The organism is Facklamia sp. P13055 (genome assembly GCF_050409445.1).
Taxonomy (GTDB): Bacteria; Bacillota; Bacilli; order Lactobacillales; family Aerococcaceae; genus Facklamia.
This window is the reverse complement of record NZ_JBNUPL010000020.1, coordinates 1-25592: the sequence shown is the minus strand read 5'-3', so window position 1 is coordinate 25592 and position 25592 is coordinate 1. Positions and strand designations below refer to the sequence as shown.

The following is a 25592-nucleotide window of genomic DNA, read 5'->3' as shown; positions in this document are numbered from 1 at the left end:
TACAATCTTACATAAGTGAGGTCTCTTTTTCTAGGGAGTCTCGGAGCTTACACAAGAAATATTACGCTATCATTGATTTAATCGCTTAATACTATTTAAACAATTTAAGTTTGAACATAAAAGCCCTGTCTCAATCAAATGGGACTAGTCGCACACAATTTTGTCATTTGTTTTTACACAAATTGAAAGCAATAGCTATTGAATGGTTAAGCGTTTTCAATTATTATAATTAAAAGAGGGTTGCGCGGCTATGATTGGGAAAAGATCTTTATATATATTAAAACTTATCCTTAATAATCCAGATATCACTACGCAAGAGATTCAGCAAAAAACAAATTTATCGAAACGGCCAGTCAACGATAGTATTGATAACATTAATCAGTGGTTGACTGATAATCATTACAATGCCATTGAAAAAATATCAGCTGGCAAGTTAATCTTGCTTGATAACGTTCAAGCTATTATTAGCGATTTATTAAAGGGTAATATTGATTATGTTTTTGATGAGGAAGAAAGACAGAAAATTATCTTCTTTTACTTATATTTACACAATCATAATATTTCGTTATTTCATTTAGTGGACCTACTAGAAGTTAGTCGTGGTACAGTCACAGATGATTTAAAGAAATCAAATAAAAAATTATCCTCATTTAAACTAACCATCAAGTATTCAAGAGAAAATGGTTACCAACTCATTGGTGATGAAACAGATGTTTTCTATGCGCTGATAAACTTTGCAGTGGAAGTTATTTCATATGAGGAAGCCCTATAAATTATTCAACTGGTTTTGGATAAACAGGCTTCACATCTTTTCTATGATTTTAAAAAACAATGAAAGCAAGAACTATTAATAAATCGGCTAATTATTTCAGATAATAATATCAATATAATTACTTATACTTTTGTTTTTTATTTACTTCGAAAGAGCCTGATTAGCTTGCCTAATAAAGAGAAACTCTGGTTTAAATTGAATGAAACTAGTGAATTTAAGTTGTCAAAAAAATTTTACAAGCTAAAAATATTTTTGATCTTAATGACGTCGAAGTCTTAACCGCTCTGATTTTATCTTACTCCACAAAAACAATCATCAATGACTCAAAAGAGCAAGCAATGATTGATCGGATAATTGACAGTGTTTTAGAAGGTCTGAATAAAACATATGCCATTACTTTAAAAGAGAGAGAAAGAGTATTCAATCAATTACGAATGTATATTCGACCAGCTATTTATAGGATGTATTTGAACTTTCCGATGGTGAATCCCTTGAAAGATCAAATCTTAAATAAATATGGACATATTTATACCATTATCGAGGATTTATTCCAACAGTTAAATATCGAAGTTATCAAATCCATATCTGAAGATGATCTGGCGTATTTAACCATTCACTTTGCTACTTTTATAAAAGACACTAAAGATACTGATAATTATAAAATGTCAGGTGTTATTGTTTGTCCAAGTGATATCGGTGTTTCTGTATTGCTCAGGAATGAATGAACAAAATTATTTCCTCAAGTAAATTTTTTGAAGAATGTTTCAGTTGGACAATTGAACGAAGTGATCAGAGAAATAGATGTCGTTTTCTCAACTATTTTAATTGAAACAAATAAGCCTTTATTTATAGTGAATCCAGTAATGAACAATATCGACAAAGCAAATCTATTGAAGCAATTTAATAAAAGGTTTGCTAATATGACGATGAAAGAAACTGTGAATATCAATTCATTGATGGCAATTATTGAAAAATATAGTGTTATTAAGGATAAGAAAGCTTTAATGAGCGAATTGTCCTATTTATTTTCAGCTCCCACGAATCAAATTTTAATCAGAAAGGAACAGCCTATGTTAAGTGAAATTACAAATAACAAACTTATACAGTTAAACGTTGAAGCTAAGGATTGGAAAGAGGCCATTCAAAAAAGTGCTGAGGTTCTGAAAGAAGAAGGAAAAATTACGGAAAATTATATTCAAGCAATGATTAACAATACTGCAAGTAATGGTCCATACATTGTCATTACCAAGCATGTTGCTTTACCTCATGCTCGACCGGAAGATGGCGTGATCGAAACTGCGATCGGAATCACCACTTTGAAAGAAGCCGTTGTGTTTGGTCATGAATTACATGATCCCGTAAAATATGTTTTTTGTTTAAGTACAGTGGATAATAATTCGCATTTAAAAGCATTGGCAGAATTAGTCGATCTTTTGGATGATGGTCCCTTTTATGAATTGCTAGAAAAAGCTGAGGAACCTCAAGAAATTCTAAACTATATTAAAGCAAAAGAAGGATAGAATACTAAGTAAAATAAAGGATGATTATTTTGGATTACGCGATAGAATTTAAAAAGAGAACCGCAATATTTGACGATATTGCCAAAAATCGTTCAAAAGATTTAAAGCACTTATCACAGCTTGTCTTTAACACCATAAAGAATGGGAATAAAATAATGACGATTGGCAATGGCGGAAGTGCCGCCAATGCGCAACATATTACCGGTGATATCATAGGGCGCTATAAAATAGAAAGGAGTGGTTTCCCGGCTGTAACTTTAACCGTTGATCCAAGTGTGATGACGGCGACAGCAAATGATTATGGATATGAAAATGTATTTGCTCGTCAAGTGGAGGGCTTGGGTAATAAAAATGATTTATTGATCGTTTTATCCTCAAGTGCCCATTCAGAAAATATTATAAGAGCAGCCCAAAAGGCAAATGAAATGGGAATTCAGACGGTAGGGGTTTTAGGCAATAATGGAGGAGCAATAGCTGAAGCATTAGATTTTTCAATTGATTTTGCTTTCAAAGACTCTGATTTAGTAGAAGAAGCGGCTATGACGATTTTTCATATTATTTTGATTGAAGTAGAACAAAAATTAGTTAAATTAAGAGAGGACGATAGAAATGCTAATTAATACAGTTTGTGGGAATGGTTTAGGTTCAAGTCTTATTTTGAAAATCAATGTCGACAAAATTTTAAAAGAAATAGGAAAAACGGCTGATGTAGAAGCAACTGATGTTGGTTCGGCTAATAGCAGTGGGGCAGATTTGTTAGTTACTACGACACAATTTGAAAATAATTTAAAATCAACAAACAAAGAAGTCATTTATGTGAATAATGTGATGGATAAAGAGGATTTAAAAGCACAATTAGTAGCATTTTTTGATAATAATTAAAAGGGGTGAAATAGAATGATGAATTTCATATACAGTTTTTTTAATCAGCCCGCTATTATTATTGGTTTAATTGCATTAATCGGTTTAATCGCACAAAAGGCGTCATTTAGTAAAATTTTGACGGGGACAACCAAAACCATAATCGGCTTTCTAATCATGTCTTTAGGTGGGGGTATTATTGCCGGATCACTTGAAACACTGTCACCCGCCTTTGAAAATGCCTTTAATGTGCAAGGTGTTATTCCCAATAATGAAGCGGTGATAGGTCTAGCACAAGATCTTTTAGGGACTGAAATGACCATTATTATGGGATTAGGTTTTGTAGTTAATATTCTTTTAGCCCGCTTTACGAAATATAAATATATCTTTTTAACCGGTCATCATGTCTTATTTATGGCTGCTCTTGTTACGGCTGTTCTAGGGACAGCTGGCTTTAAAGGTCTAGAATTAATTTTAATTGGCTCATTCTTATTAGGAAGCGCTATGGTGTTATCACCAGCCATTGTACAGCCTTTTTATCGTAAAGTCACCGGAAGTGATGATATTGCCATGGGTCACTTCAATGCAGTCTCATATTCGCTTACGGCTCTTATTGCTCGATTTTTAGGAGATGAAAAGAAGTCAACAGAAGATCTCAATGTTCCGGATAAATTTGGCTTTTTCCGCGATAGTACAATTACCACAGCGATCGTGATGGTAATTATTTATCTCGTGGTTTTCCTAGCCGCTGATTCGACATTAATGACTGAGTTGGCAGGGGGAGATAATTACATTATGTTTGCCATTGTACAAGGCTTAACATTTACAGCTGGTTTTGTGATTGTTTTGCAAGGGGTACGGATGATGTTAGCGGAAATCATTCCAGCTTTCCAAGGTATTTCTGAAAGAATTGTACCGGATGCCACGCCAGCACTTGACGTACCGGCAATCTTTCCTTATGGCCAAAACGCTGTCATTATAGGTTTCTTTGCAGCTTTAGTTGGAGGCTTTGCAGCCTTTCTAGTTTTACCATTTACTAATTTACCACTGATTATTCCTGGTTTAATTCCTCTTTTCTTCGTTGGAGCAGGGTCTGGTGTTTTAAATAATGGTCAAGGGGGTCTACGCGGAACACTTATTGGTGGATTTGTTCACGGCATTTTACTCATCCTCTTACCAGCCTTGATGTTACCTTTATTAGGGGAGTTAGGATTTGCCAATACCACCTTTGGAGACACAGACTTTGCTACGGTAGGAATCATATTAGGTTATTTATCTCAACTTTTTAGCAAAATGGGCATTTACGCACTGGTTGTTTTACTACTGGCAATTTTTAGTTCTTCAGCATTGAAGTCTGTTAAAAATAATGAAGGATTATAGATGCTTGAATCGATGAATTAATAAATAAACTGAGACTAGCGGAAAGTATGCGCTAGTCTTTTTATTTATTAGAAAATTCTATAAATAGCTGCCTAAAAACGTAAATATCTTTAACGGTATGAATCCATTAACGTTAGTAAGTGTTTAAATTAATAATAAATACTTGAATCAGCTTTTGAAAGGAGAGTAACTTTGTCACAACAATTGACTTTAATAGAGTGGGTTGGTAATCTTAGTTTGAAAAAAATAATGAGGGGCTTAATCAATGAATAAAAAATTTTTAATAGCATCAATGGCCGTTTTGTCTGCATCCGTTTTTACTAGCACTGGACTTGCTAAAGGAATGGCACAAGACGAAAAGCGTACAGTAACGATTTATTCCAATACTTATTATGACGATGCGCGTACGGCTCGGCTTGTCGAATTAGCTGAAGCTGAAGGCTTTTACTTGGAAATGGTAACCGCTCCGGGGGGAGATACTTACAATCGGCTACTGGCTGAGGCAAACGATCCACAAGCGGATGTGATTATTGGGATGGATGAAGCCAACTGGTTAAATGTACAAGAGCAAGTTGATTTACATGCTTTTGAACCAGTTTGGGCCGAAAACGTACCCGAAGAAATTATCATCGGCAAGGGTGAATTTTATCCTTTTGCTGAAGCGTATATTTTTGGGATGTACAATCCTGAATTTATAAACCAAGAAGATGCTGTAAAAACATTGGAAGCGTTAGGCCAAGAAGAGGCGTTGAAGAATAAGTACCGTATTCCGTCGGATTTAGCAGGTTCAACCAACCAAAAAATTATTCTTTCCATGCTAATGCAATACCGCGATGATGAAGGAGAACTTGGAATTTCTGAAGAAGGGTGGCAAAAAGTTGCGGCTTATATCAATAATGGCTACCAAGCACGTGAAGGGGAAGACCAATGGGTGCTTTTCCAAGAAGGCACAACCCCTTATAACTACTATCATATTTCAGGGACTGCGCTTGCCTTAGAAGAGTACGATGACTTAGCATTAGAGCCAATCGTTCCAACATACGGTATTTTTTCCATGACTGAACAAATCGGGATTTTAGATAAGGGAGAAGAGTATGATTATTCAGCGGCTGAAGATTTCGTAAACTGGTACGGCTCTGATGAAGTGCAAAAAGTTTTTGCTGAAGAATTTGGCTTCTTACCGGTGACGGAAGGTGGCCAAGAAGTGCTTTCCGAACCCCTAAAAGCATTATTAGATAAAATGGTCCGTATGGATGTTGACTGGGATTTCTACCGTCAGAATGTAGATAGTTGGGTAGAAAAATTAGAACTGGAATATATGCCATAAGATCATTCTCGCCAAGTCCTCATCCTCATTTCGAGGCTGAGGCTTTTTGTTTTCTTATTCAATAAAGGAGTGGGCTTATGCTTAAATTAGAATCAATCGAAATTCGTTATGGAGACTTTGCCGCGGTCAAGGGTGTTAATTTATCAATAAATAAAGGAGAATTTTTTACTTTATTGGGTCCTTCCGGTTGTGGAAAAACAACCACCCTTCGCGCCATTGCAGGCTTAACATTACCGAGTCATGGTAAAATTTTATTAAATGAACAAGACATAAGCTATCAACCAGCTGAAAAAAGAAATATCGGCATGGTGTTTCAATCCTACGCTTTATTTCCGACGATGACTGTCTTTGATAACATTGCTTATGGTTTAAAAGTAGCGAAGGTGAATCGTGAAGAAATTAAACAAAGAGTAGCCGAACAAGCGCAATTAGTCGACCTCGACACCACCCTTTTAACTAAAAATGTTTCCCAGTTATCAGGTGGACAGCAACAGCGTGTGGCGATAGCAAGAACGTTAGTTACTGAACCGGATTTAATTTTATTTGATGAACCCTTATCCAATTTGGATGCAAAATTACGCGAACAGTTGAGAGGGGAGCTGAAAGCTATCCAAGCGCGTACAAATCTTACAGCTGTTTATGTTACGCACGATCAACGCGAAGCTTTAGAATTATCAGACCGAATAGCTGTTTTTAATAAGGGGGAAATTCAGCAAGTGGGAACGCCAAGTGAAATTTATAATCGGTCAGAAACAGAATTTGTCTGTAATTTTGTCGGAGATGTCAATTTTCTTTCAGAAAATTTAGTAGAATGGCTGAACCGTCAAAGCGATTTCAAATTCGATCGATCGAAGCGTCATTATATTCGTCCAGAGAACTTGCATGTGAACAGATATCCTTCTGACAATTTAAGTTTTACGACGACCCTTACGAATAAAATCTTTCAAGGAGATGTTATTCTATACGAAGTTGAAGCGGGACCGTCAACACTTCGTTTTATGACGCTCAACCAAACATTGAACACCTTTCAGCCTGGCAATTCTGTGACCCTATCTTTAGATACAGCAAGCATTTTATCCTATGAAAAAGGTGAGAGCTAATGCCAAAAATATCTAATAAAAAGGTGACTCATTTATTCTTCTATACTTTTATCATTTGGCTAGTTATTACCTTTATTATCTATCCGATTAGTGTTGTTTTCACCAATAGTTTACTAGTGGGTGGCAACCTTGATTTTTCTTCAATTGAGAAAGTGTTAACGTCCAATCGCGCCATGCAATCGATAAAAAATTCCTTTGTTTTAGCTGTTTCTTTGGCTGTATCAGTGAATTTCTTAGGCGTGTTTTTAGTTCTAGTCACGGATTATTTTGAGATAAGCGGGGCAAGATTCTTGAAGATGGGCTACATGACTACCCTGTTAATGGGTGGAATTGTCATGAACTTTGGCTATCTACTTGTTTATGGAAAGAATGGGTTTTTAACCAAGTTATTAATGGAGGTCTTGCCCAATTTAGATCCTTATTGGTTTGAAGGATTTGGAGCTGTTTTCTTTGTAATGACTTTCGGCACCACTCATATTTATATGCTTTTCTTATCGTCTGCTATCCGATCGGTTGATTTTAACTTGATTGAAGCAGCCAAGTTGATGGGATCAAGCCCTAGTTATATTTTGAAAACGGTTGTTTTACCAACACTTAAGCCGGTAATTATAACGCTGACTATTATGACCTTCCAAACAGGCTTGGCAGCTTTTTCGGCACCAGTTATGGTAGGAGGGAAGACGTTTCAGACGATTAGTCCATTAATTTTAACCTTTGCTAATCGGCCTGCTTCTAGGGACTTAGCGTCCATTCTATCGATCTTTCTAGGCTTCACCCAAATTTTTTTACTATATAGTATGACTCGTAACGAACACCGCCTGCGTTACTTATCTCTGTCAAAGACGCAAGCTCGCTTGCAAAAGCAAAAAATTCAGTCGCCTATCTGGAATGCAGTAATTCATGTGCTAGCTTATCTTATATTGATAATTTATTCCTTACCGCTCGTGGCTTTAATCATCGCTTCTTTTTCAAAATCTCAAGCCCTACGATCTGCTAATCTTTCACTTGGTCAGTTAACTTTAGATAATTATGTCAAGGTTTTTTCACTGAGTGACAACCTTCAACCCATTGTGACCTCCATTCTTTATTCATTAATTGCTGCACTGGCAGCCGTTTTTCTAATGGCTATTGTTGCTCGCAAGCTTCACCGTGGGCAGCTAAAATTTTTCACGCCTCTTTTAGAATACGTCTTTTATATTCCTTGGTTGATTCCAGGGATACTGTTGGTAGTGGGGTATCTGATGGCTTATGATCGGCCTTCCTTTTTATTAGGAGGACATTCAGTAATCGGATCTTGGTGGATTTTACCCATAACTTATATGATAGTTTCCCTTCCTAATTCCTTGAGGTATTTGAAGGCAGCTTATTATGGATTGGATAATCAATTAGAAGATGCTTCGGTCCTATTAGGAGCTTCATCAGGGTACACCTTTAGAAAGATTGTGTTACCAGTTATCCTACCGACTATCCTAGCACTTATAGCCATTCATTTTAATCGTCTAGTCGATGATTTTGATCTCTCAGTCTTTTTATATCAACCCTCCCAGCCTACTTTAGGTATTGTGATCCGTCGTAATGCGAACGCAGACACTAACAGTGACGCTCAAGCAATTAATGCGGTTTATTCCGTCTTTTTAATGGGGATAAAGGGACTCGCGTTGTATTTCATATATGGTCGGGGAAATCGCTTAGCTGAGGAAAGAAGAGGGAAATGACCTCTAAGGAATCGTCTGTTATTAAAATAAAAAAAATTAAGTAAAATAAAAACGCCACCTTCAAAAGAAAGCCCCTTTACAAATAAAAATAACCATTCTTTCTTTGTGAAGAGAGTGGAGAAATAAACGCAGTACAACTTATTCCATAGTGGCATAAACTGCATCACTTGAACCGTTAAAAGTAAAACGGTTATAATTTCTCTAACCGATAAGTTTGTGATAGTCGGTGCATTAAATTTTAAAGGAGATGATTGTATGAATTGTCCTCAATGTGGTAACGAAATGTTAAAAGGGAGTTTATTAGGAGATCGCTATGCGATTAAGTGGCAGCCCGACGATAAAAAATTAGTCGGTGGTATATTTGCTAGCGGAGGATTCGCTTTAAAGAGTAATGGTTCTTTCTTAAGTCGCCCTAAAGCAGAGGCTTTTGTTTGTGAAAACTGTGAATTATTAACCGTCGATCTAAAAACGCAACGTAAAAAATAAAAAGCTCTTAAAATAGCTGGAAAGGCTTGAATTTTCAAGTCTTTTTTTATTAATCAGGGGAAAAATGTTTTAAGACCTCTTGTTAAATTCGCTTGCTTTCTTATTAGTTATTTTATTCGTGTACTTTCGTGAATCGATTCTTATTCATCGCTAACAGGGTTCGCGAGTGAGCAATTGTTCAATGGAACGTTTCAAGAGGTGTTTTCTTTTACTAATTCATTTAGTAGATAGTTCTTGTTGCTGGCTAATCAGTGTCGGATAATAGCTGTTTTAATTAAAAGGATGAAGGGAAACCGAAGTGATTAATTTTTAAGTATGGTTGAAGATAAGCATAATAATTAACTATTGAGGAGGAACATGCTATGCTAAAGATATAAAGCAATGGTGAGAAAAACCTTGCTTTAAAAGCAAAAAATAGGAGGAAATCGTATGGAGAAAAAGGTGTTTGATCTATTAAATAAAGTGGTTGCTACACAAGGTGTTTTCTATACTCGGCTGCATCAATTTCATTGGTATGTAAGCGGAACACGTTTTTTCACACTGCATGAAAAGTTTGAAGAATTGTATGATCAGGTGACAGCTGATATGGATGAGGTTGCTGAACGTTTATTAGCTATTGGTGGTCAGCCATATGCCACTTTAACAGAATTTATTGAACATTCTGTTATTAAAGAAAGTACTAGTGATCAAGCATTATCACAAGATCAAATGGTAGAAGCGATTGTCAACGATTATAGAACATTAATTGCTTTGTATGATGAAGGTATTCACTTAACCGATGAAGCAGAAGACTTTCCATCAAATGATATGCTCATTGCTTTAAAATCCGAGGCTGAAAAAACAATTTGGATGTTAAATGCTTACTTAGATAAAAGTGCTAATGAAAAATAGTCATAACATCTCCCTCCGTTATAAGAGGGAGTTTTTTTGTTCAGTGAATTCTTTTTAAGAAGATTGTTTAAGTTTATTGGCGTATTTTTCTATTTAAAGCTTAATAAAAGATTTAAAAAAGAAGTATTATCCATTTGGACAATACTTCTTTTCAAATGTTAATGAAAGTGTTTTACTTATTTTTTAACGATGAATCGCTCTTCTACTGGTTGGAACTCTTTAGGGCCAGCTGGTGAACCGATTTCGCCAAATGGCATTTGAGCGACTAATTCCCAGTCTCTAGAAATGCCATAAGTTTCATAAACTTTTTCATCAATCACACCATTATAGTGTTGTAAGGAAGCACCTAAATGTTTCTCAGCAAAAGCAGTCCATACATTAAATTGATGCATAGCATTAGTATGTTGAGCCCAAGTAGGGAAACCATCAGCAAAGATAGGGAATTGTTCTTGCAAACCTTTAACGACTGTTTTATCTTCAAAGAAGAGAACGGTTCCGTATGCATTTTTGAACATATCCATTTTTTGTTGTGTTCCTGTGAAATCAGCATCTCCCATCATCTCTTTTAAAGATTCTGTAGTTAAATCCCAAAGTTGTTTGTGGTTATCGTTTAATAGTAAAACGATACGTGTACTTTGTGAGTTGAAAGCTGAAGGTGTAAATTTAATTACATCTGCAATGATACTTTCAATTTCTGAGTCACTGATTGGTGATGCAGCCTTCAAATCGTAAATTGAGCGTCTTTTCTCAATCATGTCTAAAAAGTTTTCTTTTGGTTCTTTACTAAATAATCCCATTTATTTCACTCCTAAATCTAATTTGTAATTGCTCTAATCAGATACACTCAAAGCTTAGTTTTCGTATATCTCTATTTTTAAGTATACACTATTCTTAACAAATAGCAAGTATAAGTTTCAAATTTTTTCTAAAGTTACTAAAAGTTTTGATCGATTGGAGTTATTTGTTGCGAACTTACCGGATGATTGCATGATTGAGGTCGCTGCTTCACTAGGAGTCAATGGTCCACGACCTTACGCAGTAGGAAAAGTAGGAACATTCTATAAAGGCATGATCGAAGGGCAACACGCTTTTGAACAATTAACGGTCGAAGCCTACCTTGAAGAATCTTATGATAAGGCCTTACAAGCACTTACTTTAAATCGTACGGTTGTCGATGCCAAAAAGGCGCGTCAAGTCTTGGATGCTTTGATTGAAGCCAACAAAGAATATTGGCCGACTTTAAAATAAAGAGGGATACGACGTAAGAGTTATGCTTACGTCGTTTTTCTAAATAAGGAGAAGGTGTTTAATGAAGATATTAGCAGCAATCGATTCCTTTAAAGGATCAATGACTAGTGAACAAGCCAATTTATGCGTTAAAGATGCTTTACCTAATCATTCAGTCACCTGCTTTCCAATCGCAGACGGCGGTGAGGGAACAGTGGATGCCTTTGTATCGGTATTAAAAGGGGAATATATTACACAAACCATCAAGGGTGTTGATGGTAAGGCATTTAATGGAAAATGGGGATGGATTGAGCAGGAAAAATTAGCCATTATAGAAGTAGCACAAGGAGCAGGTATTATTCATGCCGACCCTAAAAACTTAGACCCTACGCGCCATACTAGCTATGGGGTAGGACAACAACTGATACAAGCACTTGATTTTGGTGCTGAAGGGATTATTCTTGGTTTAGGTGGTAGTGCGACCGTTGACGGAGGAATGGGCTTACTTCAAGCGCTAGGCTTAAAATTTTTTGATAGCCACCAGCAAGAGTTGCCCATTTTACCTGTAGAGTTGAATCGAGTAGCAAGTATGGATCCGTCAGGTCTAGATCGACGGATGAAGCAGGTTGATTTAATACTTGCCTCTGATGTAAATAATCCCTTAATAGGTCCTAAAGGAGCAAGCTATGTCTTTGGGCCACAAAAAGGGTTAGCTACTAAAGATCTTCCTACTTATGATGCTTCGATGAAAAATTACGCCGATCTATTGTTCGAGGCCACAAAAAAAGACTATCGACATTTAGAAGGGGCCGGAGCAGCAGGAGGGATCGGTTTTGCCTTATCGACCTTTTTTGGAGCCAAATTTAGAAATGGGCTTTTCTTATTGGCTGAAAAAGGGAACCTTGACGCATTGATTAAAGAAGCCGATCTGATTATAACTGGTGAAGGTAGATTCGATGATCAGTCCCTCAGTGGCAAAGTACCTATTGGAATCAGTCGTTTGGCTAAAAAGTATCAGGTACCCGTCTTGTTATTTGCTGGACAGATTGATAGTCAACAAGTTGCCCTTCCTGAAGAGAACTTACTCGCCTTAATACCTATTGTTGATCGCCCCATGGAATTGGAGCGAGCAATGGAATTGAGTCAACAACTGTTAACCAAAGCTGTGGAGAGGACGATCAATCTGATTGAGTTCGCTCAAAAAAAATAAGCCAGTTTGCTCAAAAAAGCTGGTTTGCTTATAAAATGAAATGCTTTAATAGAAAAAAGACTGTCAAAAAGGATGTTCCTTTAAGGTTATTTCAAAAAGTTGAAAGCGTTCTTACAATTGTATATAGTTAATTAGAGTTATAAATATAGTATGATTGTGTATTGTATGCGAATAATTCAGTTGAAAATATTTTCTGGAGGAATGGGATGCTTTCTACAAAATTGTTTGTTGTTTTCTTAATATTTCTTTTAGTTTTAATGATGGTTGCGATTTATCAATGGTATAAAGAAAAAGATCCTTACAAGAGAACAATTAATAAGTGTATCAGTATTATTTTAATAATAATTAATTTACTCGCTTTTCTTCCTTTTATTGCATATTTGTTTCATAAATTCTAAAAGGAGACCTTATTAAAAAAATAAAGGTCGTCTTATTAGGGCAATTGAATGTTAAATAATCTTAAAACAGATTTTTAATCTATGTTTGACCGTTGGGGGGCTCAAGAATTTGAGTCTTCTTAATAGGACGCAGGTATTGTCTAATATAAAGATTTCAACTCGAATCATAAGTAATAGGTTAACCAACTCCATTGTTAGTGTTCGGTCAATAATAAAGAGTGTCATTCAATATCAAGGATCAGTTAGGGCACAAAATAATTAAAATTTAAACCATTAACTATACGTTTTGTTTGCACTCTGTGATATACTATCTTAAAAAGGAGGTTGTTCAAATGATTCATTATACGTCAACAGATTTAGGGACCAATGTTTCAGAAGAAGAAGTGATTGATCAAATCAAACAAGCCACTAAACCTATTCGTTTCACCCATTGGGAAGGGATGGGAACTCCCATTCATAATCAAGAAATTTCGAAAGAAGAAGCCATTGAAATTATAAGAAATGAACACACAACATTGATTACTGAAAATGATAAAATCATTAATGTGCAGACCTTTGAGGCATATAATAGACCCTAATTCTTCAAATCAATGCAGTCGTTAATTGGAACGATTGATGCGACGGTTTAAACAATAAAAGTCTGGTGGTTTAAAAGTTAAATAAATAGGGCTGAGGATAAGACAACTTTATCTTCAGCCCTATTTATTTATCTTACATTAAGTTTTATATAATTCTAAGATTGTTTTCATTATTTTACACAAAATTCTGGACTGGATTAAACGCTAGATGCTCAATTTTTATGGTCTGTAAGCATCCCTTTAGGGGGTTCAAACAGTCCTGTGCTAAACTATTACTAAAGAGAGATGGAATCTTTCCAGTACTAGAAAATAGAAGGAGTGTTTGATATGAAAGCCATTGTTATCAATCAATACGGCGATACCGATCAATTTGTAGAAGCCAATCTACCTAAACCGCAGCTTAAAGACAATCAAGTTTTGATTGAATTGCATGCCACATCCATCAACCGCTTTGATACCAAGGTGCGAAGAGGTGAGATGGCTGAAGTAATTTCTTTTGACTTTCCCATTATTTTGGGACTGGATGCTGCCGGAGTAGTGGTGGAGATAGGTAAAGATGTTACTCAATTCAAAGTGGGGGATGAAGTCTTTGCCAATTCCTCTTTAAAAAGTGGAACCTACACTGAGTATGTGGCGGTTAAGGAGAGTTTAGTTGCCCATAAGCCGAAAAATATAACATTTAAAGAAGCGGCCGCTGTTCCAATGGTGGGTCTAACTGCTTGGCAAGCCATGGTGGAGTTTGGTCGAGTTAAAGAAGGTGACCACGTGCTGATTCATGCCGGTTCGGGTGGTGTAGGCAGCTTTGCTATTCAAATCGCTAAAAGTTTTGGTGCATATGTTTATTCAACAGCCAGTGGTAAGAATGAAGACATGCTTAAAAAGCTGGGCGTTGATAGCTTCATTAATTATAAAACCACTGATTTTGCTGAGGTGGCTAAAGACTTAGACTTAGTCTTAGATACCTTGGGTGGCGAAACACTAGCTAAAAGTTTGGCTCTCGTAAAGGACGGCGGACGAATTGTTTCTACCGTGGGTCAAGCCGACCAGGAAAAAGCTAAAGCAAGAAACATTACGGTTGAAGCTCTTGCGGCCAAATCGAATGGAAACCACTTAGCCAAACTAGCTGAGTTAATTGAAAAGGGCCAAGTTAAACCTTATATCGGGCATGAATTCCCATTGACGGCTCATGGCTTAAGTGAGGCTCATAAAATCAGTGAAAGCCACCATGCTAAGGGTAAAATAGTGATTGTCATCAAATAAGGCCAATAGCTTTCTTCAAATGGGAGAAGTACAGCTGACGTAGGCATCTCACTGCTTTTTGAGCAATGCTGATGGCAAATAAATATTTTATGAGCGTTGAAATAAAAAATAGCAATTTTGATTCAAAACACCTTAGCAAACTATCAAAAACAAACGCTATCAATCAGAGTTTTGTTGATTCTGCACAACTATCCGGACTTCGTTTCATGTAATTTATTGTTGTTTTATAAAAGTGTAAATGTTATACTTTATTTACTTTATAAAGCGCTTTAAAGTTAAAATTTTATTAGAAACGGAGAATACACATGAATGAAACAATGCAAATTGCCAATAGTTTGGTGATGTGGATTTTAGCGATTATTATTGTATCAACTGTAATCATTCAATCCTTTATTTTTTATCGTCTTGCAAAGAATCACGTTAAAAACACTAATTTATTAAGTAATGAAGAGGTAAAGAAATCATTTAAAATTGGAATTATAGGAACGATTGGTCCAGCTTTTGCTGTTTTTGCGGTAGCCATCGCCTTAATTTCTCGGATTGGAGGACCAATTACCTTCGCAAGAATAGGAATTATCGGATCGGCTGCTTTTGAAATTATTTCAGCTCAGATAGGTAGTGGGGGAACTGCTGGTACAGCAGAGTTTATGCCTAAGATGTTATCTGCTGCTGCTTGGGTTATGACTTTAGGAGGAGCAGGATGGCTGGTTGTGGTCTTCTTTGCTACTAAAAGAATAGATGGTATCCAAGAAAAAATGAAAAAAGCCAACCCTTTAACCATCGCTTACATGTCTGTCTTTGCACCTTTTATTATCTTTTTCACCCTAGGTTATAAAGAAGTCATCAATAAGGGAATTTTACAAGAAAACTCTTCGATTGCTCCTATGGCGGCATTAATTGCCGGAGGTTTAGCCACTGTTGCTATTAATAAAATCGTTGAAAAAGATCGTTCTAAAAAGTGGTTGAAGGAATGGTCTATGGGTTTTTCAGTTATTGCTGCAATGATTGTTGGAAGCATATTAAGTTAAGGAGAGAAAAATGGAAAATAATAAAAATTTATCAAGTAATTTTCAAAAGTCCATACATTTTTGGGGAAGGGTAACAATCGCAATTGCATTAATTTCAACTTTAATGATTCCCTCCTACTTAACCTTTGTATTAGGTCATTATCCTGACATTGCAGATATCATTTCTGGATTAATTTCGATTGTTGGGTTCGTGGGAGTTATTTGGTTCGTAGAGCCGATATCCTATTTCCCCACTCTTGGTCCAGCGGGTACTTATATGTCATTTTTATCTGGTAATATTGGGAATATGCGTATGCCAGTCATCGCTGCTACACAAGACGCTCTTGATTTAAAACCAGGATCTGAACAGGCTGAAGTAGCTGGGATATTTGCTATTATTTCTTCAACACTTACAAATCTTTTCATCTTGGGCATTGTCATGGTAGCTGGTCAAACGATTATCAATAGCTTACCACCTACCATCTTAGCTTCTTTTGATTTTGCCTTACCAGGAGTATTAGGAGCAATGATGATAACGTTAGGTTCCAAGGTTAAGAAAAATAATTTAATGGTTTTAGTCTTAATTGCTGTAGCAACTATGATTTTCATTAAATTCTCACCAAATTTTTTACCAGAAAGTATATATAAATTAATTTCATCAGCTGATGTAGGTATAGTCGCTTTATTAGGAATTGCTTATTCCTTGTATAGGGCCAAAAATGATGTAGAGTCAAACAATAAGGAATAAAAGATTTTAATTGACATTTTAATAATTAGTTAGATTTTAAGGAGGATAAATAATGAACTTTATTGAGAAAGCCAAAGAATTAGAAACTCAAATAATCGAAACGAGAAGATACTTACATCAGTATCCAGAATTAAGTGAACATGAGTTTGAGACTCAAAAGTACCTTATGAAGCGTTTGGAGGAGTTAGGGATACCTTATGAAAAGGTTGGTATAACTTCTTTGGTTGCCCATATTAAAGGTGGGAAGCCTGGTAAGACGGTTGCATTGCGTTCGGATATTGATGCCTTGCCTATTCTAGAACAATCGGGAGCTGAATACTCTTCTAAAGAAGATGGAAAAATGCACGCTTGTGGGCATGACGGTCATATGTCGATGCTATTAGGTGCTGCAAAAATGTTGACAGATATTAAAGAAGAATTACCAGGAGAAGTTCGCTTATTATTTCAAGAAGCGGAAGAAACCTTTACAGGAGCAAGAAGGGTTGTAGCTGATGGAGGAATGGAGGGTGTCGATGCGGTCTTTGGAATGCATGGTATGCCTATCGAAGTAGGAACATATGACATAACATCTGGTTATCGGATGGCAGGGTGCGATACAATCTACGTGAGCTTTGAAGGGGTTTCTGGACATGGATCCATGCCTCATAAAGCAAAAGATACGATTTTACCTGCTGCAGAGTTTGTGACTCAACTCAATGCAATGATCACTAAATTTGTGAATTCACAGTCTCCGATTGTGCTAACGGTAGGTAAATTTAACGGAGGAACTAAAGCAAACGTTATTTCTAAATATACTAAACTAGATATCTCTATGCGTTATTTACATGAAGAGACAAGAAAAATTATTCATAATAAGATTAAAGATTTGGCTGCTGGCTTAGAAAAAATCTATGATATTTCAATCAATGTTGAAATTGAAGAAAGTACAATTAGTTTGTATAATGATGAAAGAATCACTGAAATTGCTGCTAAAGCAGCTGAAAAAGTTTTTGGACCTGGAAAGAACGTTCACGGCCCAATCATGATGGGATCAGAAGACATGCCATATTATTTCCAAGAAGCACCTGGAGCTTATGCAATGATGGGTTATAGCAATGAAGAGAAAGATACAATTTATTTCCCTCACCATGAAAAATTCAATATTGATGAAGACTATTTGAAGTTTGGTGCAGCCCTACATGCGCAATTCGCATGGGATTTCTTACATATAAGCGAATAGTCTTTTGACTACTACTGAAAGTATGTTTTTAATTTAAGGATACTTATCTTTTTTGGCTCTATGTCAAATAGGGTGGATGGAAGAAAAAACACTTCCTTCCATCCTATTTATTATAGAGCCTCTTTTTTCTAATAAGCCTAATGGTTAGTAGACTTACTGACGATTAGGTTTTTTATTAATTAATTAGGCTATACACATATGTTACAAAACAATGATTATTAGCTAACAGATTTTGATTATAAGGGACTTCCAATTGATACTGAATATAAACGCATAATTGATAAACGCAATGACTATCATCAAATAATTAACTCTCTTCACTTGATAGATGCTTATCGAACCGGCTTTCTTCAACCTAATGATAAAGAGCTAGCTGAAGCTTATTGTAATTCGGTATAATTACAGGTGGAGCTGACTTGTTCGCATATAAAATTTATGTTCCACAAGTTTACGTGCGATAGAAAGATTTTGTTGAACAGATAATAAAGCGTGAAGAAAAATGTTACACTTCTCTTCTAAAATTACGCTGCTTCAAATTTTATGATTGTTTTATTAAAGGAGCTATTTCTATGAGAAACACTCAAACTTCAAAAAATTAACCCGGCTGTTGGAAATGCTTTTAGGGCTAGTTATCCTTTTAAGCATTTGTTCTTCATTTCTTTGTCTATATTTACGAACATGATAACTATACAAGATAGGACTATTAATTAGAAAACACAGGCATTTTCTTCGCCAGAAATGTTGGAAACCACGCTAATCACTAGCGCAGAGAGCGAACAACATCTAAGTAATTTGCTGAAGGAGCAGACGGCCTTACTCGTTTTAAGAGATAATTATGAAGGTTTTCTAAGGGCTGATTTTGAGGAAGGAGATAAAACTTTTACTATTACTCTTACAGATGAAGATTTCAAAGCTTCAATTAATTTATTAGGGGCAGGCCATCCAGATGTTTTGCCAGCATGGCAGAAGATGAAGAAAGAACTGAAAGCTGCTTATAATGAAATTGCCAAAGGGTTGGAAGGCGATTACCGCTTCAACTTGGTAAATCCAGCTGCTGCAGACGAACAGGTCTGATCAATTTTAATTGTGTATGATATACCGATGAGACATACGAGTAGATAAACTTAAAAGATAAGTAACTTATGCCTTTAATTATTGAAGTTTTTTAAATACTTAAAATAACTATCAATAAAAAGCGAATTTGATTGGGGTCTTGCTAAAACACAGACAAGATACAATAAGAGGGAATTTCTTAATAAAGATTATAAAAATATTGTGGAGCAGGATGGTTTTGGATCCTTCTTCAAAGCATCCTGACCATCATGCAGTTGGAATCTAGCTTTCTATCGACTTCAGCTTATCAGCTGCTGTAGGGGCTGTCTTGAACTATCATTGTCGCTATCAATACTATCACTTTGAATTTAGACGACAAGTGAGCCAATAGCTAAAAAGCTCGCCTGCTAGGGCGAGCTTTTGTGTGAGTAAACTTAGATTAGGCAGCTTCAAACTGACTATTATAGAGGTCGGCGTAGAATCCTTGTGCTTGAATTAATTGGTCATGGTTACCTTGTTCTATGATATTACCATCTTTTAGGACTAAGATTAAATCAGCATTACGAATAGTTGATAAGCGGTGGGCAATGATAAAGGAAGTTCGACCCTCAGTTAATTTATCCATGGCTTCTTGGATAAGCACTTCTGTTCGTGTATCTACTGAAGATGTTGCCTCATCTAGAATTAATAATGGCGCGTCCTTAATGAGCGCACGGGCAATGGTTAGTAATTGTTTTTGCCCAACTGATAGGGTAACTTTTTCATCTAAGATAGTGTCATAAGTATGGGGGAGGGTATTAATAAAATGGTCAATGCCGACAGCTTGACAAGCCGCAATCATTTCAGCTTCTCCCACATCTTTTTTATTAAAGAGTAAGTTTTCACGAATGCTTCCTTCAAATAGCCAAGTATCTTGTAAAACCATAGAGAAGTAATCATGAATTTCACTACGTTTCATTTTTTGGATATTTTTACCGTCTAGACGAATCTCACCCCTATCAATTTCATAAAAGCGCATTAATAAGTTCACAATTGTGGTTTTCCCCGCACCGGTTGGCCCAACAATGGCAATCTTTTTGCCTGGCTTGGCATAGGCAGAGAAGTCGTGAATAATCATTTCTTCAGGATCGTAGCCAAAATGAACATGGTCGAATTCAATTAAACCCTTAACGTCTTCTAATTGACGCGTCTTATGGTTTTCATCTTCTAATTCTGCTTCATTAAGAAAATCAAACACACGAGCCATAGCAGCGCGAGCCTGAGCTAAAGCTTGGCTGGATTGAGCCAACTGTTGAATCGGCCGAGAGAACATCCGAATATACATCATAAAGGCGACAATGACTCCAATCGTTATCTGACCTTCGATTACTAAGGCTGCACCGAAGATACACACCAATACATAACCAAAGTTACCAATAAAAATCATTAAAGGCATGGCAATACCTGAGAGAAATTGGGCTTTCCAAATGCTACTTTCTAAATCTTCATTAATCGTCCGAAAGGTTTCCTTGGCGAATTCGATGGCATTATATGAACGTACAATAGCATGGCCAGTATACATTTCTTCTATATGGCCGTTAATGTCGGCTAAGTGGTTTTGTTGTTGCTTAAAAAAGCTTCTGGATTTTATCATTAGAAAAATAGTGATTCCAAAACCAACTACAACGGTTGCGATAGAAACAAAGGTCAAAGTAACATCTGTGCGAAACATCATAATAAGTGTTCCGATTAACATAGTGGTAGCAGAAACAAGGGTAGACATACTTTGGTTGAGTGTTTGCCCTAAAGTGTCTAAGTCATTGGTCACTCGTGACAGGGTATCGCCTTGCGAATGTTGGTCAAAATAATTAAGAGGCATGCGGTTGACCTTGTGACCAATCCCTTCACGCAAATTTTGCGTTAAACGTTGTGAGATAGTTGCCATGATAAAGGAAGCACCATAGTTGGCAACAGCCCCCAAAGCAAACAACATAGCTAAATAAGTGGCTTGTTGACTGATCTTTTCTAAATTCATTTCATTCATCATGCCTTGAGCAATTAAGTCGGTAATTTGGCGAATTCGATCCGGTCCGATTACTGAAATATAAGAACCAGCTATTGAGAAAAGAAGAGCCAATGCAAAGATTAGACGGAAGCCCTTGCTATAGGTTCTTAAAGTAACAGTTTTATCTTTATTTTCCATTGTCAAGTTCCTCCTTGTTTAATTGTGAATAAGCGATTTCTTGATAGATTTTGTTGGATGTTAATAATTCTTGGTGGGTTCCTTTACCAACAATTCGTCCCTTTTCTATGACCATAATCAAATCAGCATCCATGATGGTTGAAATTCTTTGACCGACAATGACTTTAGTCATTTCTTTGGTTTTTTCAGCTAGAATGTGGCGCAATTTACGATCGGTTTGATAGTCAAGGGCTGAGAAGGAATCATCAAAGATAAGAATTTGCGGTTTTCGACCGATAGCTCGGGCGATGGCTAAACGTTGCTTTTGCCCACCTGAGAAGTTGGTACCGTCTTGAGCTACATAACTTTGTAATTGTTCTTCTTTTTCAGTGACGAAATCTTTTGCTTGGGCGATATCGATGGCCTCCCATATTTCGGCTTCACTGAGTGGGCTTTGGCTGGAATCGCCAAAAGCAATATTAGATTCAATGCTTCCTGAAAATAAGACAGACCTTTGGGGGACATAGCCAATAATTTCGTTTAGGCGTTCACGAGGATAGTCTTTGATCGAATTGCCATTAATCAAAATTTCTCCTTCAGTGGTATCGAATAAACGTGGAATCAAGTTGATCAAGGTGGATTTACCAGATCCAGTTGACCCGATAAAGGCGAGGGTTTGACCAGCTTTTGCTTCAAAGGATATATCCTCCAGTACAGGCTTAGAAGCACCTGGATAAGTAAAGCTAACATCTTGGAATACCAGCGACCCTTTATCTTTTTCTTGTGGGGCATTTTCTGGATAGATGAGACTCGATTTAGTATCTAGTACTTCACCGACTCTTTTAGCAGAAACCATGGTACGAGGCGTTATAATGAAGATCATAGTCATCATCATAAAACCAATCACTACTTGCATGGCATAAGATGAAAAGACAATCATATCTGAAAAAAGAACGATTTTTTCTTGAAAGGCAGCAGCTGCAATCAAATAGGCGCCTACCCAATAAACACCTAAAGTCAAACCGTTAGAAACAAGCATCATTAGAGGGTTCATAAAACTCATTGTTCGGTAAATGACTAAGTTTAAACCGGTTAGTTCTTGGTTAGCGTCTGAGAATTTTTCGGTTTGATAGTCTTCCGCATTATAAGCACGAATTACGCGCATACCGGATAGGGTTTCTCGCATGATACGGTTCAAGCGGTCGGTTAAGCTTTGGACTAGCTTTTGTCTAGGTAAAACGATGGATAAGAGGATAATAATGGTTGTTAACATTAAGCCAACAGCAGTAAAGGTTACCCACATCCATTCCACATTTTTTGTAGAAATTTTACCAATAGCTAAAATAGCCATCATCGGTCCTCTAACAATAATTTGTAGGCCCATAGCCAAGAAGACTTGAATTTGAACGATGTCATTGGTTGTTCGCGTTAATAAGCTAGGAATGGAGAAATCTTGCAATTCTTTTGTTGAATAATCCATAACAGAATCAAAAACGTCACGTCTCAATCCCGAGGCAAAACTAGCTGCCACTCGTGCTGATAGGAAGACAACTATCAGCGATAAGACGAGACCAATAATCGATAGACCAACCATCTTAGATCCTGGATGATAGAGATCTGAAACAGCTACTCCCGGATTTTGCAGTCTTTGTGTAATTTCTGACATATAGCCAGGTACTTGCAATTCAATCCAAACGCTAGCAATGATTAAGATAATAGCAGTTATCATCGTGGCAACTTGTTTAGCGGTTAGTCTTTTAAATATTTTAAACATGAGTATCCTCCTTTTGATCCAATAATTTATTGGCCCTTATAATATTTTGGTCTATTCGCAGAAAAATTTTATGCAAGCAATTAATTTCTTCTTGTGAGATTCCATTCAGAAGGGTTTGTTTGATCATGATAATAAACGCTTCAATTTTACTCGATTTTTCAAGACCTAATTTTGTTAATTGTATGACTTTATGACGTTTATCTTCCGCATAGGGAAAAGTTTCAATAAAACCATTACGTTTCATCCGTTGAATTAAATGGCTGGCCACAGATTTAGAAATGTTTAAGTGGTCTTCAATATCCTTTTGAAAAACGTCTGAGTCTTGATGGCAGTATAGGTACATAATAGTGTGTCCTTGTGGACCGTCTAAATGTTGTATATCATAATCATTTGCATAACGCATTTTAAGTTGTTCGGCCTGGTGGATTGTATGTTTTAAATGATAGAGCATGGAAGTCTCCTTTCATATTAGTTACCATGAGAACTATTTTAAAGCAATCCTTTCCAATGTCAATCATTATGATCTGAAAGCTCTCTCTTTTTAAGATTTAATATTTCCTCCAAAAGCTTCATTCCGGCTTCTAATTCATTAAAATCAGCTCTAGCATATCCAACTACTAAACTAGCGGGTCTTCTTTTTTTATTTAATTCATAGTCTGCTAAAGGGGATAGAGCCATGCTGCTTTTTTTTGCTATCTCAACAATTTTACTTTCACTAAGAGTAGTAGCGTGAATTTCCAATAATAGGTGGAGCCCCGCGTTTGTACCAACAATTTTGAGATTATCGAAGTTTTTAGCCCATTCTTCTAATAATTGTCTTTTCTTAGCATATTTTCGTCGCATGCGGTTAACATGACGCGTAAAATGTCCACCAGCCATGAATTGTGCTAAGACATTTTGGGTCAATCGTGGAACGGGACAAGAAAAATAATAAGGGTATTCTTTAAATTTTTGTAAGAGCGAGTCTGGTAAAAGTATAAAAGATATTCTTAAAGCGGGACTAATTAATGATGAAAAAGACTGTAAGTAGATAACATGGTCATGTGAGTCGATCGCCTTTAAAGGGGGAATAGGCTTACCTTGATAGCGAAATTCACCATTATATTCATCTTCAATTATCCATTTATCGTCTTGATTGGCCCACTCTAATAGTTCTTGTTTGCGTCCGATTGTCATAATCGAGCCCGTCGGAAACTGGTAAGAGGGGGTAACATAGAGTAAGTCCATTTCTTTTTTATCAGTGGGACTAGGATTTGCACCTTCTTGATCTAATTCAATCGGTATCTGTTCAATTTGATTGGCTTTTAAAAAATCACCCCAGCGATGAAAACCAGGATCTTCAACACCGATTTTAGCCTTACCAATCAATTTAACTAAGAGTAAAAGTAAGTTTTCAGTTGAGGAGCCAATAATAATGTGACTAGGAGAAGCCTTAATTCCTTTGGCATTCCATAAGTAGGTAGCAATCGTTTCACGTAAATGATGTTCACCGAGTTTAGAGCCTTTTTCAGTCAAATATCTTGCATCTTGATTGAGACACTCCATAGTAATTTTTTTCCAAGTGGCTACTGGAAATTCAGGATCCACTCCCTTGTAACGCCAATCAATAGCTGGCTGGCTTTCTGCTTCTATTTCACTTAGCTGCCATTGATTGGGTTCTTTTAAACTTAACTTTTGGCTGAGAACGAAATATCCCTTTCGCTGAATAGCTTCAATATAGCCTTCTGCGGCTAACTGATCCAAACTAGCTGTTATAGTATTAAGGCTGACCCCACGGTCTTTAGCCATTTGTCTTTTACTAGCTAGCTTTTCACCGGGATTTAATTGACCTTGTAGGATTCTTTGTTTGATTTCATTATATAATTGTAAGTATAACAATCTGGTACCCTCACATTCTTTTGTTTTGGTACTTTATATAGTACCAAAATCTTTTATCATATAGCTATAGAAGGGAATGATTTTATGTCTAAAGAAATTATTGATCCAAAAACTTTTGTCGGTGGCGTGATTATGGATGTTATGAATCCAGAGCAAGCTAAAATTGCTGAAGCGGCGGGTGCAGTGGCTGTTATGGCTCTAGAACGTATTCCAGCAGATATTCGTCAAGCAGGTGGCGTTAGCCGGATGTCCGATCCAGCCTTAATCAAGTCGATTCAAGAAGCTGTTTCTATCCCGGTTATGGCTAAAGTGCGTATTGGTCATTTTGTCGAAGCGCAAATCTTACAAGCTATTGACGTTGATTTTATTGATGAATCTGAAGTTTTATCACCAGCTGATAATGACCATCATATAAATAAGACAAATTTCCAAATACCTTTTGTATGTGGAGCTAGAAATATTGGCGAAGCTCTCCGTCGTATTCAAGAAGGAGCTTCCATGATTCGGACCAAAGGAGAAGCGGGAACAGGAGATGTGGTTCAAGCTGTGACCCATATGCGGTCGATCCAAGCGGGCATTAAACGTATTCAAGCCATGGATGAAGATGAACTATATGTCGAAGCCCGTGACTTAAAGGTACCTTATGATTTACTTAAAAAAGTGCATGAAACGGGTGAATTACCAGTAGTTAACTTTTCTGCTGGTGGGGTAGCGACTCCTGCCGATGCAGCTTTAATGATGCAATTAGGTGCTCAAGGGGTCTTTGTTGGGTCTGGTATTTTCAAATCAGGTAACCCTGAAAAAAGAGCCAAAGCAATTGTTCGAGCTGTTGAAAATTATCAAGATCCTAAAGTCATCGCTGAAGTGTCAGAAGATTTGGGTGAAGCCATGGTCGGCTTGAACCCAGATGAAGTCGAAGTGATTATGGCTAATCGCGGTAACTAATCGAAAAGATACATGCTTCAAAAAAGAGGCTCTTTGTCAAATAGGGTTGATGAGTAGGTGAGGTAACCGACTGGTTACTTCA

Annotated in this window: 25 protein-coding genes; 20 read left to right on the top strand and 5 right to left on the bottom strand. The window is 36.6% G+C overall.

The window, feature by feature from the left end; translation table 11 throughout:
• The first annotated feature begins 250 nt into the window (after nucleotides 1–250).
• The 11 genes from ACQV2O_RS07145 to ACQV2O_RS07095 all read left to right on the top strand — a co-directional run bounded on the left by ACQV2O_RS07145 (nucleotide 251) and on the right by ACQV2O_RS07095 (nucleotide 10052).
• Complete coding sequence (locus ACQV2O_RS07145) at nucleotides 251–772, top strand: helix-turn-helix domain-containing protein (protein WP_428875395.1); 522 nt, start codon at nucleotides 251–253, stop codon at nucleotides 770–772.
• 338 nt (nucleotides 773–1110) lie between these two features.
• Entirely contained in the window at nucleotides 1111–1497 is a 387-nt protein-coding gene (locus tag ACQV2O_RS07140) for a PRD domain-containing protein (protein WP_428875394.1), read from the top strand.
• A 27-nt stretch (nucleotides 1498–1524) separates the two neighbouring features.
• Nucleotides 1525–2292 carry a PTS sugar transporter subunit IIA gene (locus ACQV2O_RS07135; RefSeq protein WP_428875392.1) on the top strand — a complete coding sequence of 256 codons (768 nt, stop codon included), beginning with the start codon at nucleotides 1525–1527 and terminating at the stop codon, nucleotides 2290–2292.
• Between the two features lie 29 nt (nucleotides 2293–2321).
• Nucleotides 2322–2912 (top strand): D-sedoheptulose-7-phosphate isomerase, encoded by a 591-nt coding sequence (locus tag ACQV2O_RS07130; protein WP_428875390.1) that lies wholly within the window; start codon nucleotides 2322–2324, stop codon nucleotides 2910–2912.
• Nucleotides 2902–3174 carry a PTS sugar transporter subunit IIB gene (locus tag ACQV2O_RS07125; RefSeq protein WP_428875389.1) on the top strand — a complete coding sequence of 91 codons (273 nt, stop codon included), beginning with the start codon at nucleotides 2902–2904 and terminating at the stop codon, nucleotides 3172–3174. Before ACQV2O_RS07130 ends, ACQV2O_RS07125 begins: the two co-directional genes overlap by 11 nt.
• A 15-nt stretch (nucleotides 3175–3189) precedes the next feature.
• Entirely contained in the window at nucleotides 3190–4533 is a 1344-nt protein-coding gene (locus tag ACQV2O_RS07120; protein ID WP_428875387.1) for a PTS ascorbate transporter subunit IIC, read from the top strand.
• A 265-nt stretch (nucleotides 4534–4798) separates the two neighbouring features.
• Nucleotides 4799–5860, top strand: a complete 1062-nt coding sequence (locus ACQV2O_RS07115) for an extracellular solute-binding protein (RefSeq protein ID WP_428875385.1) — start codon at nucleotides 4799–4801, stop codon at nucleotides 5858–5860.
• 77 nt (nucleotides 5861–5937) lie between these two features.
• Nucleotides 5938–6960, top strand: coding sequence for an ABC transporter ATP-binding protein (locus ACQV2O_RS07110; RefSeq protein WP_428875383.1), 1023 nt, complete (start codon nucleotides 5938–5940; stop codon nucleotides 6958–6960).
• Nucleotides 6960–8675, top strand: coding sequence for an ABC transporter permease (locus tag ACQV2O_RS07105; RefSeq protein WP_428875382.1), 1716 nt, complete (start codon nucleotides 6960–6962; stop codon nucleotides 8673–8675). The genes ACQV2O_RS07110 and ACQV2O_RS07105 overlap by 1 nt, the downstream gene beginning before the upstream one ends.
• 255 nt (nucleotides 8676–8930) lie before the next feature.
• The gene (locus tag ACQV2O_RS07100; protein ID WP_428874374.1) at nucleotides 8931–9161 is read left to right on the top strand and encodes a PF20097 family protein; all 231 of its coding nucleotides are present in this window, start codon (nucleotides 8931–8933) and stop codon (nucleotides 9159–9161) included.
• Nucleotides 9162–9590: 429 nt separating this feature from the next.
• Complete coding sequence (locus tag ACQV2O_RS07095; RefSeq protein WP_428874373.1) at nucleotides 9591–10052, top strand: Dps family protein; 462 nt, start codon at nucleotides 9591–9593, stop codon at nucleotides 10050–10052.
• A 176-nt stretch (nucleotides 10053–10228) separates the two neighbouring features.
• Here the strand turns inward: ACQV2O_RS07095 and ACQV2O_RS07090 are convergent, their stop codons facing one another.
• The gene (locus ACQV2O_RS07090) at nucleotides 10229–10849 is read right to left on the bottom strand and encodes a nitroreductase family protein (RefSeq protein WP_428874372.1); all 621 of its coding nucleotides are present in this window, start codon (nucleotides 10847–10849) and stop codon (nucleotides 10229–10231) included.
• 154 nt (nucleotides 10850–11003) lie between these two features.
• Between ACQV2O_RS07090 and ACQV2O_RS07085 the strand changes: the two genes are divergently transcribed.
• The 8 genes from ACQV2O_RS07085 to ACQV2O_RS07050 all read left to right on the top strand — a co-directional run bounded on the left by ACQV2O_RS07085 (nucleotide 11004) and on the right by ACQV2O_RS07050 (nucleotide 18773).
• The gene (locus ACQV2O_RS07085) at nucleotides 11004–11300 is read left to right on the top strand and encodes a hypothetical protein (RefSeq protein ID WP_428875380.1); all 297 of its coding nucleotides are present in this window, start codon (nucleotides 11004–11006) and stop codon (nucleotides 11298–11300) included.
• A 61-nt stretch (nucleotides 11301–11361) separates the two neighbouring features.
• Complete coding sequence (locus tag ACQV2O_RS07080; RefSeq protein WP_428875379.1) at nucleotides 11362–12489, top strand: glycerate kinase family protein; 1128 nt, start codon at nucleotides 11362–11364, stop codon at nucleotides 12487–12489.
• A 730-nt stretch (nucleotides 12490–13219) separates the two neighbouring features.
• A complete protein-coding gene (locus ACQV2O_RS07075) occupies nucleotides 13220–13465 on the top strand; it encodes a hypothetical protein (RefSeq protein WP_428874155.1) in 246 nt (81 codons plus the stop codon).
• A 327-nt stretch (nucleotides 13466–13792) separates the two neighbouring features.
• The gene (locus tag ACQV2O_RS07070) at nucleotides 13793–14725 is read left to right on the top strand and encodes an NADP-dependent oxidoreductase (RefSeq protein WP_428875378.1); all 933 of its coding nucleotides are present in this window, start codon (nucleotides 13793–13795) and stop codon (nucleotides 14723–14725) included.
• Between the two features lie 305 nt (nucleotides 14726–15030).
• Nucleotides 15031–15753 carry a DUF5058 family protein gene (locus tag ACQV2O_RS07065; RefSeq protein ID WP_428874153.1) on the top strand — a complete coding sequence of 241 codons (723 nt, stop codon included), beginning with the start codon at nucleotides 15031–15033 and terminating at the stop codon, nucleotides 15751–15753.
• A gap of 10 nt (nucleotides 15754–15763) precedes the next feature.
• Nucleotides 15764–16480 carry a hypothetical protein gene (locus tag ACQV2O_RS07060; RefSeq protein ID WP_428874151.1) on the top strand — a complete coding sequence of 239 codons (717 nt, stop codon included), beginning with the start codon at nucleotides 15764–15766 and terminating at the stop codon, nucleotides 16478–16480.
• Between the two features lie 52 nt (nucleotides 16481–16532).
• A complete protein-coding gene (locus ACQV2O_RS07055) occupies nucleotides 16533–17699 on the top strand; it encodes an amidohydrolase (RefSeq protein ID WP_428874150.1) in 1167 nt (388 codons plus the stop codon).
• Nucleotides 17700–18437: 738 nt separating this feature from the next.
• Nucleotides 18438–18773, top strand: coding sequence for a hypothetical protein (locus tag ACQV2O_RS07050; protein WP_428875376.1), 336 nt, complete (start codon nucleotides 18438–18440; stop codon nucleotides 18771–18773).
• Nucleotides 18774–19191: 418 nt separating this feature from the next.
• Here ACQV2O_RS07050 and ACQV2O_RS07045 read toward each other — a convergent pair whose 3' ends face one another.
• Genes ACQV2O_RS07045 through ACQV2O_RS07030 form a run of 4 tightly spaced genes read right to left on the bottom strand, consistent with a single transcriptional unit; the run spans nucleotide 19192 to nucleotide 24565 of the window.
• Nucleotides 19192–20934, bottom strand: a complete 1743-nt coding sequence (locus tag ACQV2O_RS07045; RefSeq protein WP_428874146.1) for an ABC transporter ATP-binding protein — start codon at nucleotides 20932–20934, stop codon at nucleotides 19192–19194.
• A complete protein-coding gene (locus ACQV2O_RS07040) occupies nucleotides 20924–22687 on the bottom strand; it encodes an ABC transporter ATP-binding protein (RefSeq protein WP_428875375.1) in 1764 nt (587 codons plus the stop codon). The genes ACQV2O_RS07045 and ACQV2O_RS07040 overlap by 11 nt, the downstream gene beginning before the upstream one ends.
• Nucleotides 22680–23138 (bottom strand): MarR family winged helix-turn-helix transcriptional regulator, encoded by a 459-nt coding sequence (locus ACQV2O_RS07035; RefSeq protein ID WP_428875374.1) that lies wholly within the window; start codon nucleotides 23136–23138, stop codon nucleotides 22680–22682. The genes ACQV2O_RS07040 and ACQV2O_RS07035 overlap by 8 nt, the downstream gene beginning before the upstream one ends.
• Before the next feature lie 59 nt (nucleotides 23139–23197).
• A complete protein-coding gene (locus ACQV2O_RS07030) occupies nucleotides 23198–24565 on the bottom strand; it encodes a PLP-dependent aminotransferase family protein (RefSeq protein WP_428875373.1) in 1368 nt (455 codons plus the stop codon).
• A gap of 84 nt (nucleotides 24566–24649) precedes the next feature.
• On the opposite strand from ACQV2O_RS07030, the gene pdxS reads away from it, so the two are divergent.
• The gene (pdxS, locus tag ACQV2O_RS07025; protein WP_428874142.1) at nucleotides 24650–25510 is read left to right on the top strand and encodes a pyridoxal 5'-phosphate synthase lyase subunit PdxS; all 861 of its coding nucleotides are present in this window, start codon (nucleotides 24650–24652) and stop codon (nucleotides 25508–25510) included.
• Nucleotides 25511–25592 lie beyond the last annotated feature (82 nt).

Bases quoted from the DNA above. Each gene is read 5' to 3' on its own strand.
- ACQV2O_RS07145 (WP_428875395.1), top strand. From the start codon at position 251: ATGATTGGGAAAAGATCTTTATATATATTAAAACTTATCCTTAATAAT.
- ACQV2O_RS07140 (WP_428875394.1), top strand. From the start codon at position 1,111: ATGATTGATCGGATAATTGACAGTGTTTTAGAAGGTCTGAATAAAACA.
- ACQV2O_RS07125 (WP_428875389.1), top strand. From the start codon at position 2,902: ATGCTAATTAATACAGTTTGTGGGAATGGTTTAGGTTCAAGTCTTATT.
- ACQV2O_RS07120 (WP_428875387.1), top strand. From the start codon at position 3,190: ATGATGAATTTCATATACAGTTTTTTTAATCAGCCCGCTATTATTATT.
- ACQV2O_RS07115 (WP_428875385.1), top strand. From the start codon at position 4,799: ATGAATAAAAAATTTTTAATAGCATCAATGGCCGTTTTGTCTGCATCC.
- ACQV2O_RS07110 (WP_428875383.1), top strand. From the start codon at position 5,938: ATGCTTAAATTAGAATCAATCGAAATTCGTTATGGAGACTTTGCCGCG.
- ACQV2O_RS07105 (WP_428875382.1), top strand. From the start codon at position 6,960: ATGCCAAAAATATCTAATAAAAAGGTGACTCATTTATTCTTCTATACT.
- ACQV2O_RS07100 (WP_428874374.1), top strand. From the start codon at position 8,931: ATGAATTGTCCTCAATGTGGTAACGAAATGTTAAAAGGGAGTTTATTA.
- ACQV2O_RS07095 (WP_428874373.1), top strand. From the start codon at position 9,591: ATGGAGAAAAAGGTGTTTGATCTATTAAATAAAGTGGTTGCTACACAA.
- ACQV2O_RS07090 (WP_428874372.1), bottom strand. From the start codon at position 10,849: ATGGGATTATTTAGTAAAGAACCAAAAGAAAACTTTTTAGACATGATT.
- ACQV2O_RS07080 (WP_428875379.1), top strand. From the start codon at position 11,362: ATGAAGATATTAGCAGCAATCGATTCCTTTAAAGGATCAATGACTAGT.
- ACQV2O_RS07075 (WP_428874155.1), top strand. From the start codon at position 13,220: ATGATTCATTATACGTCAACAGATTTAGGGACCAATGTTTCAGAAGAA.
- ACQV2O_RS07070 (WP_428875378.1), top strand. From the start codon at position 13,793: ATGAAAGCCATTGTTATCAATCAATACGGCGATACCGATCAATTTGTA.
- ACQV2O_RS07065 (WP_428874153.1), top strand. From the start codon at position 15,031: ATGAATGAAACAATGCAAATTGCCAATAGTTTGGTGATGTGGATTTTA.
- ACQV2O_RS07060 (WP_428874151.1), top strand. From the start codon at position 15,764: ATGGAAAATAATAAAAATTTATCAAGTAATTTTCAAAAGTCCATACAT.
- ACQV2O_RS07055 (WP_428874150.1), top strand. From the start codon at position 16,533: ATGAACTTTATTGAGAAAGCCAAAGAATTAGAAACTCAAATAATCGAA.
- ACQV2O_RS07050 (WP_428875376.1), top strand. From the start codon at position 18,438: ATGTTGGAAACCACGCTAATCACTAGCGCAGAGAGCGAACAACATCTA.
- ACQV2O_RS07045 (WP_428874146.1), bottom strand. From the start codon at position 20,934: ATGGAAAATAAAGATAAAACTGTTACTTTAAGAACCTATAGCAAGGGC.
- ACQV2O_RS07040 (WP_428875375.1), bottom strand. From the start codon at position 22,687: ATGTTTAAAATATTTAAAAGACTAACCGCTAAACAAGTTGCCACGATG.
- ACQV2O_RS07035 (WP_428875374.1), bottom strand. From the start codon at position 23,138: ATGCTCTATCATTTAAAACATACAATCCACCAGGCCGAACAACTTAAA.
- pdxS (WP_428874142.1), top strand. From the start codon at position 24,650: ATGTCTAAAGAAATTATTGATCCAAAAACTTTTGTCGGTGGCGTGATT.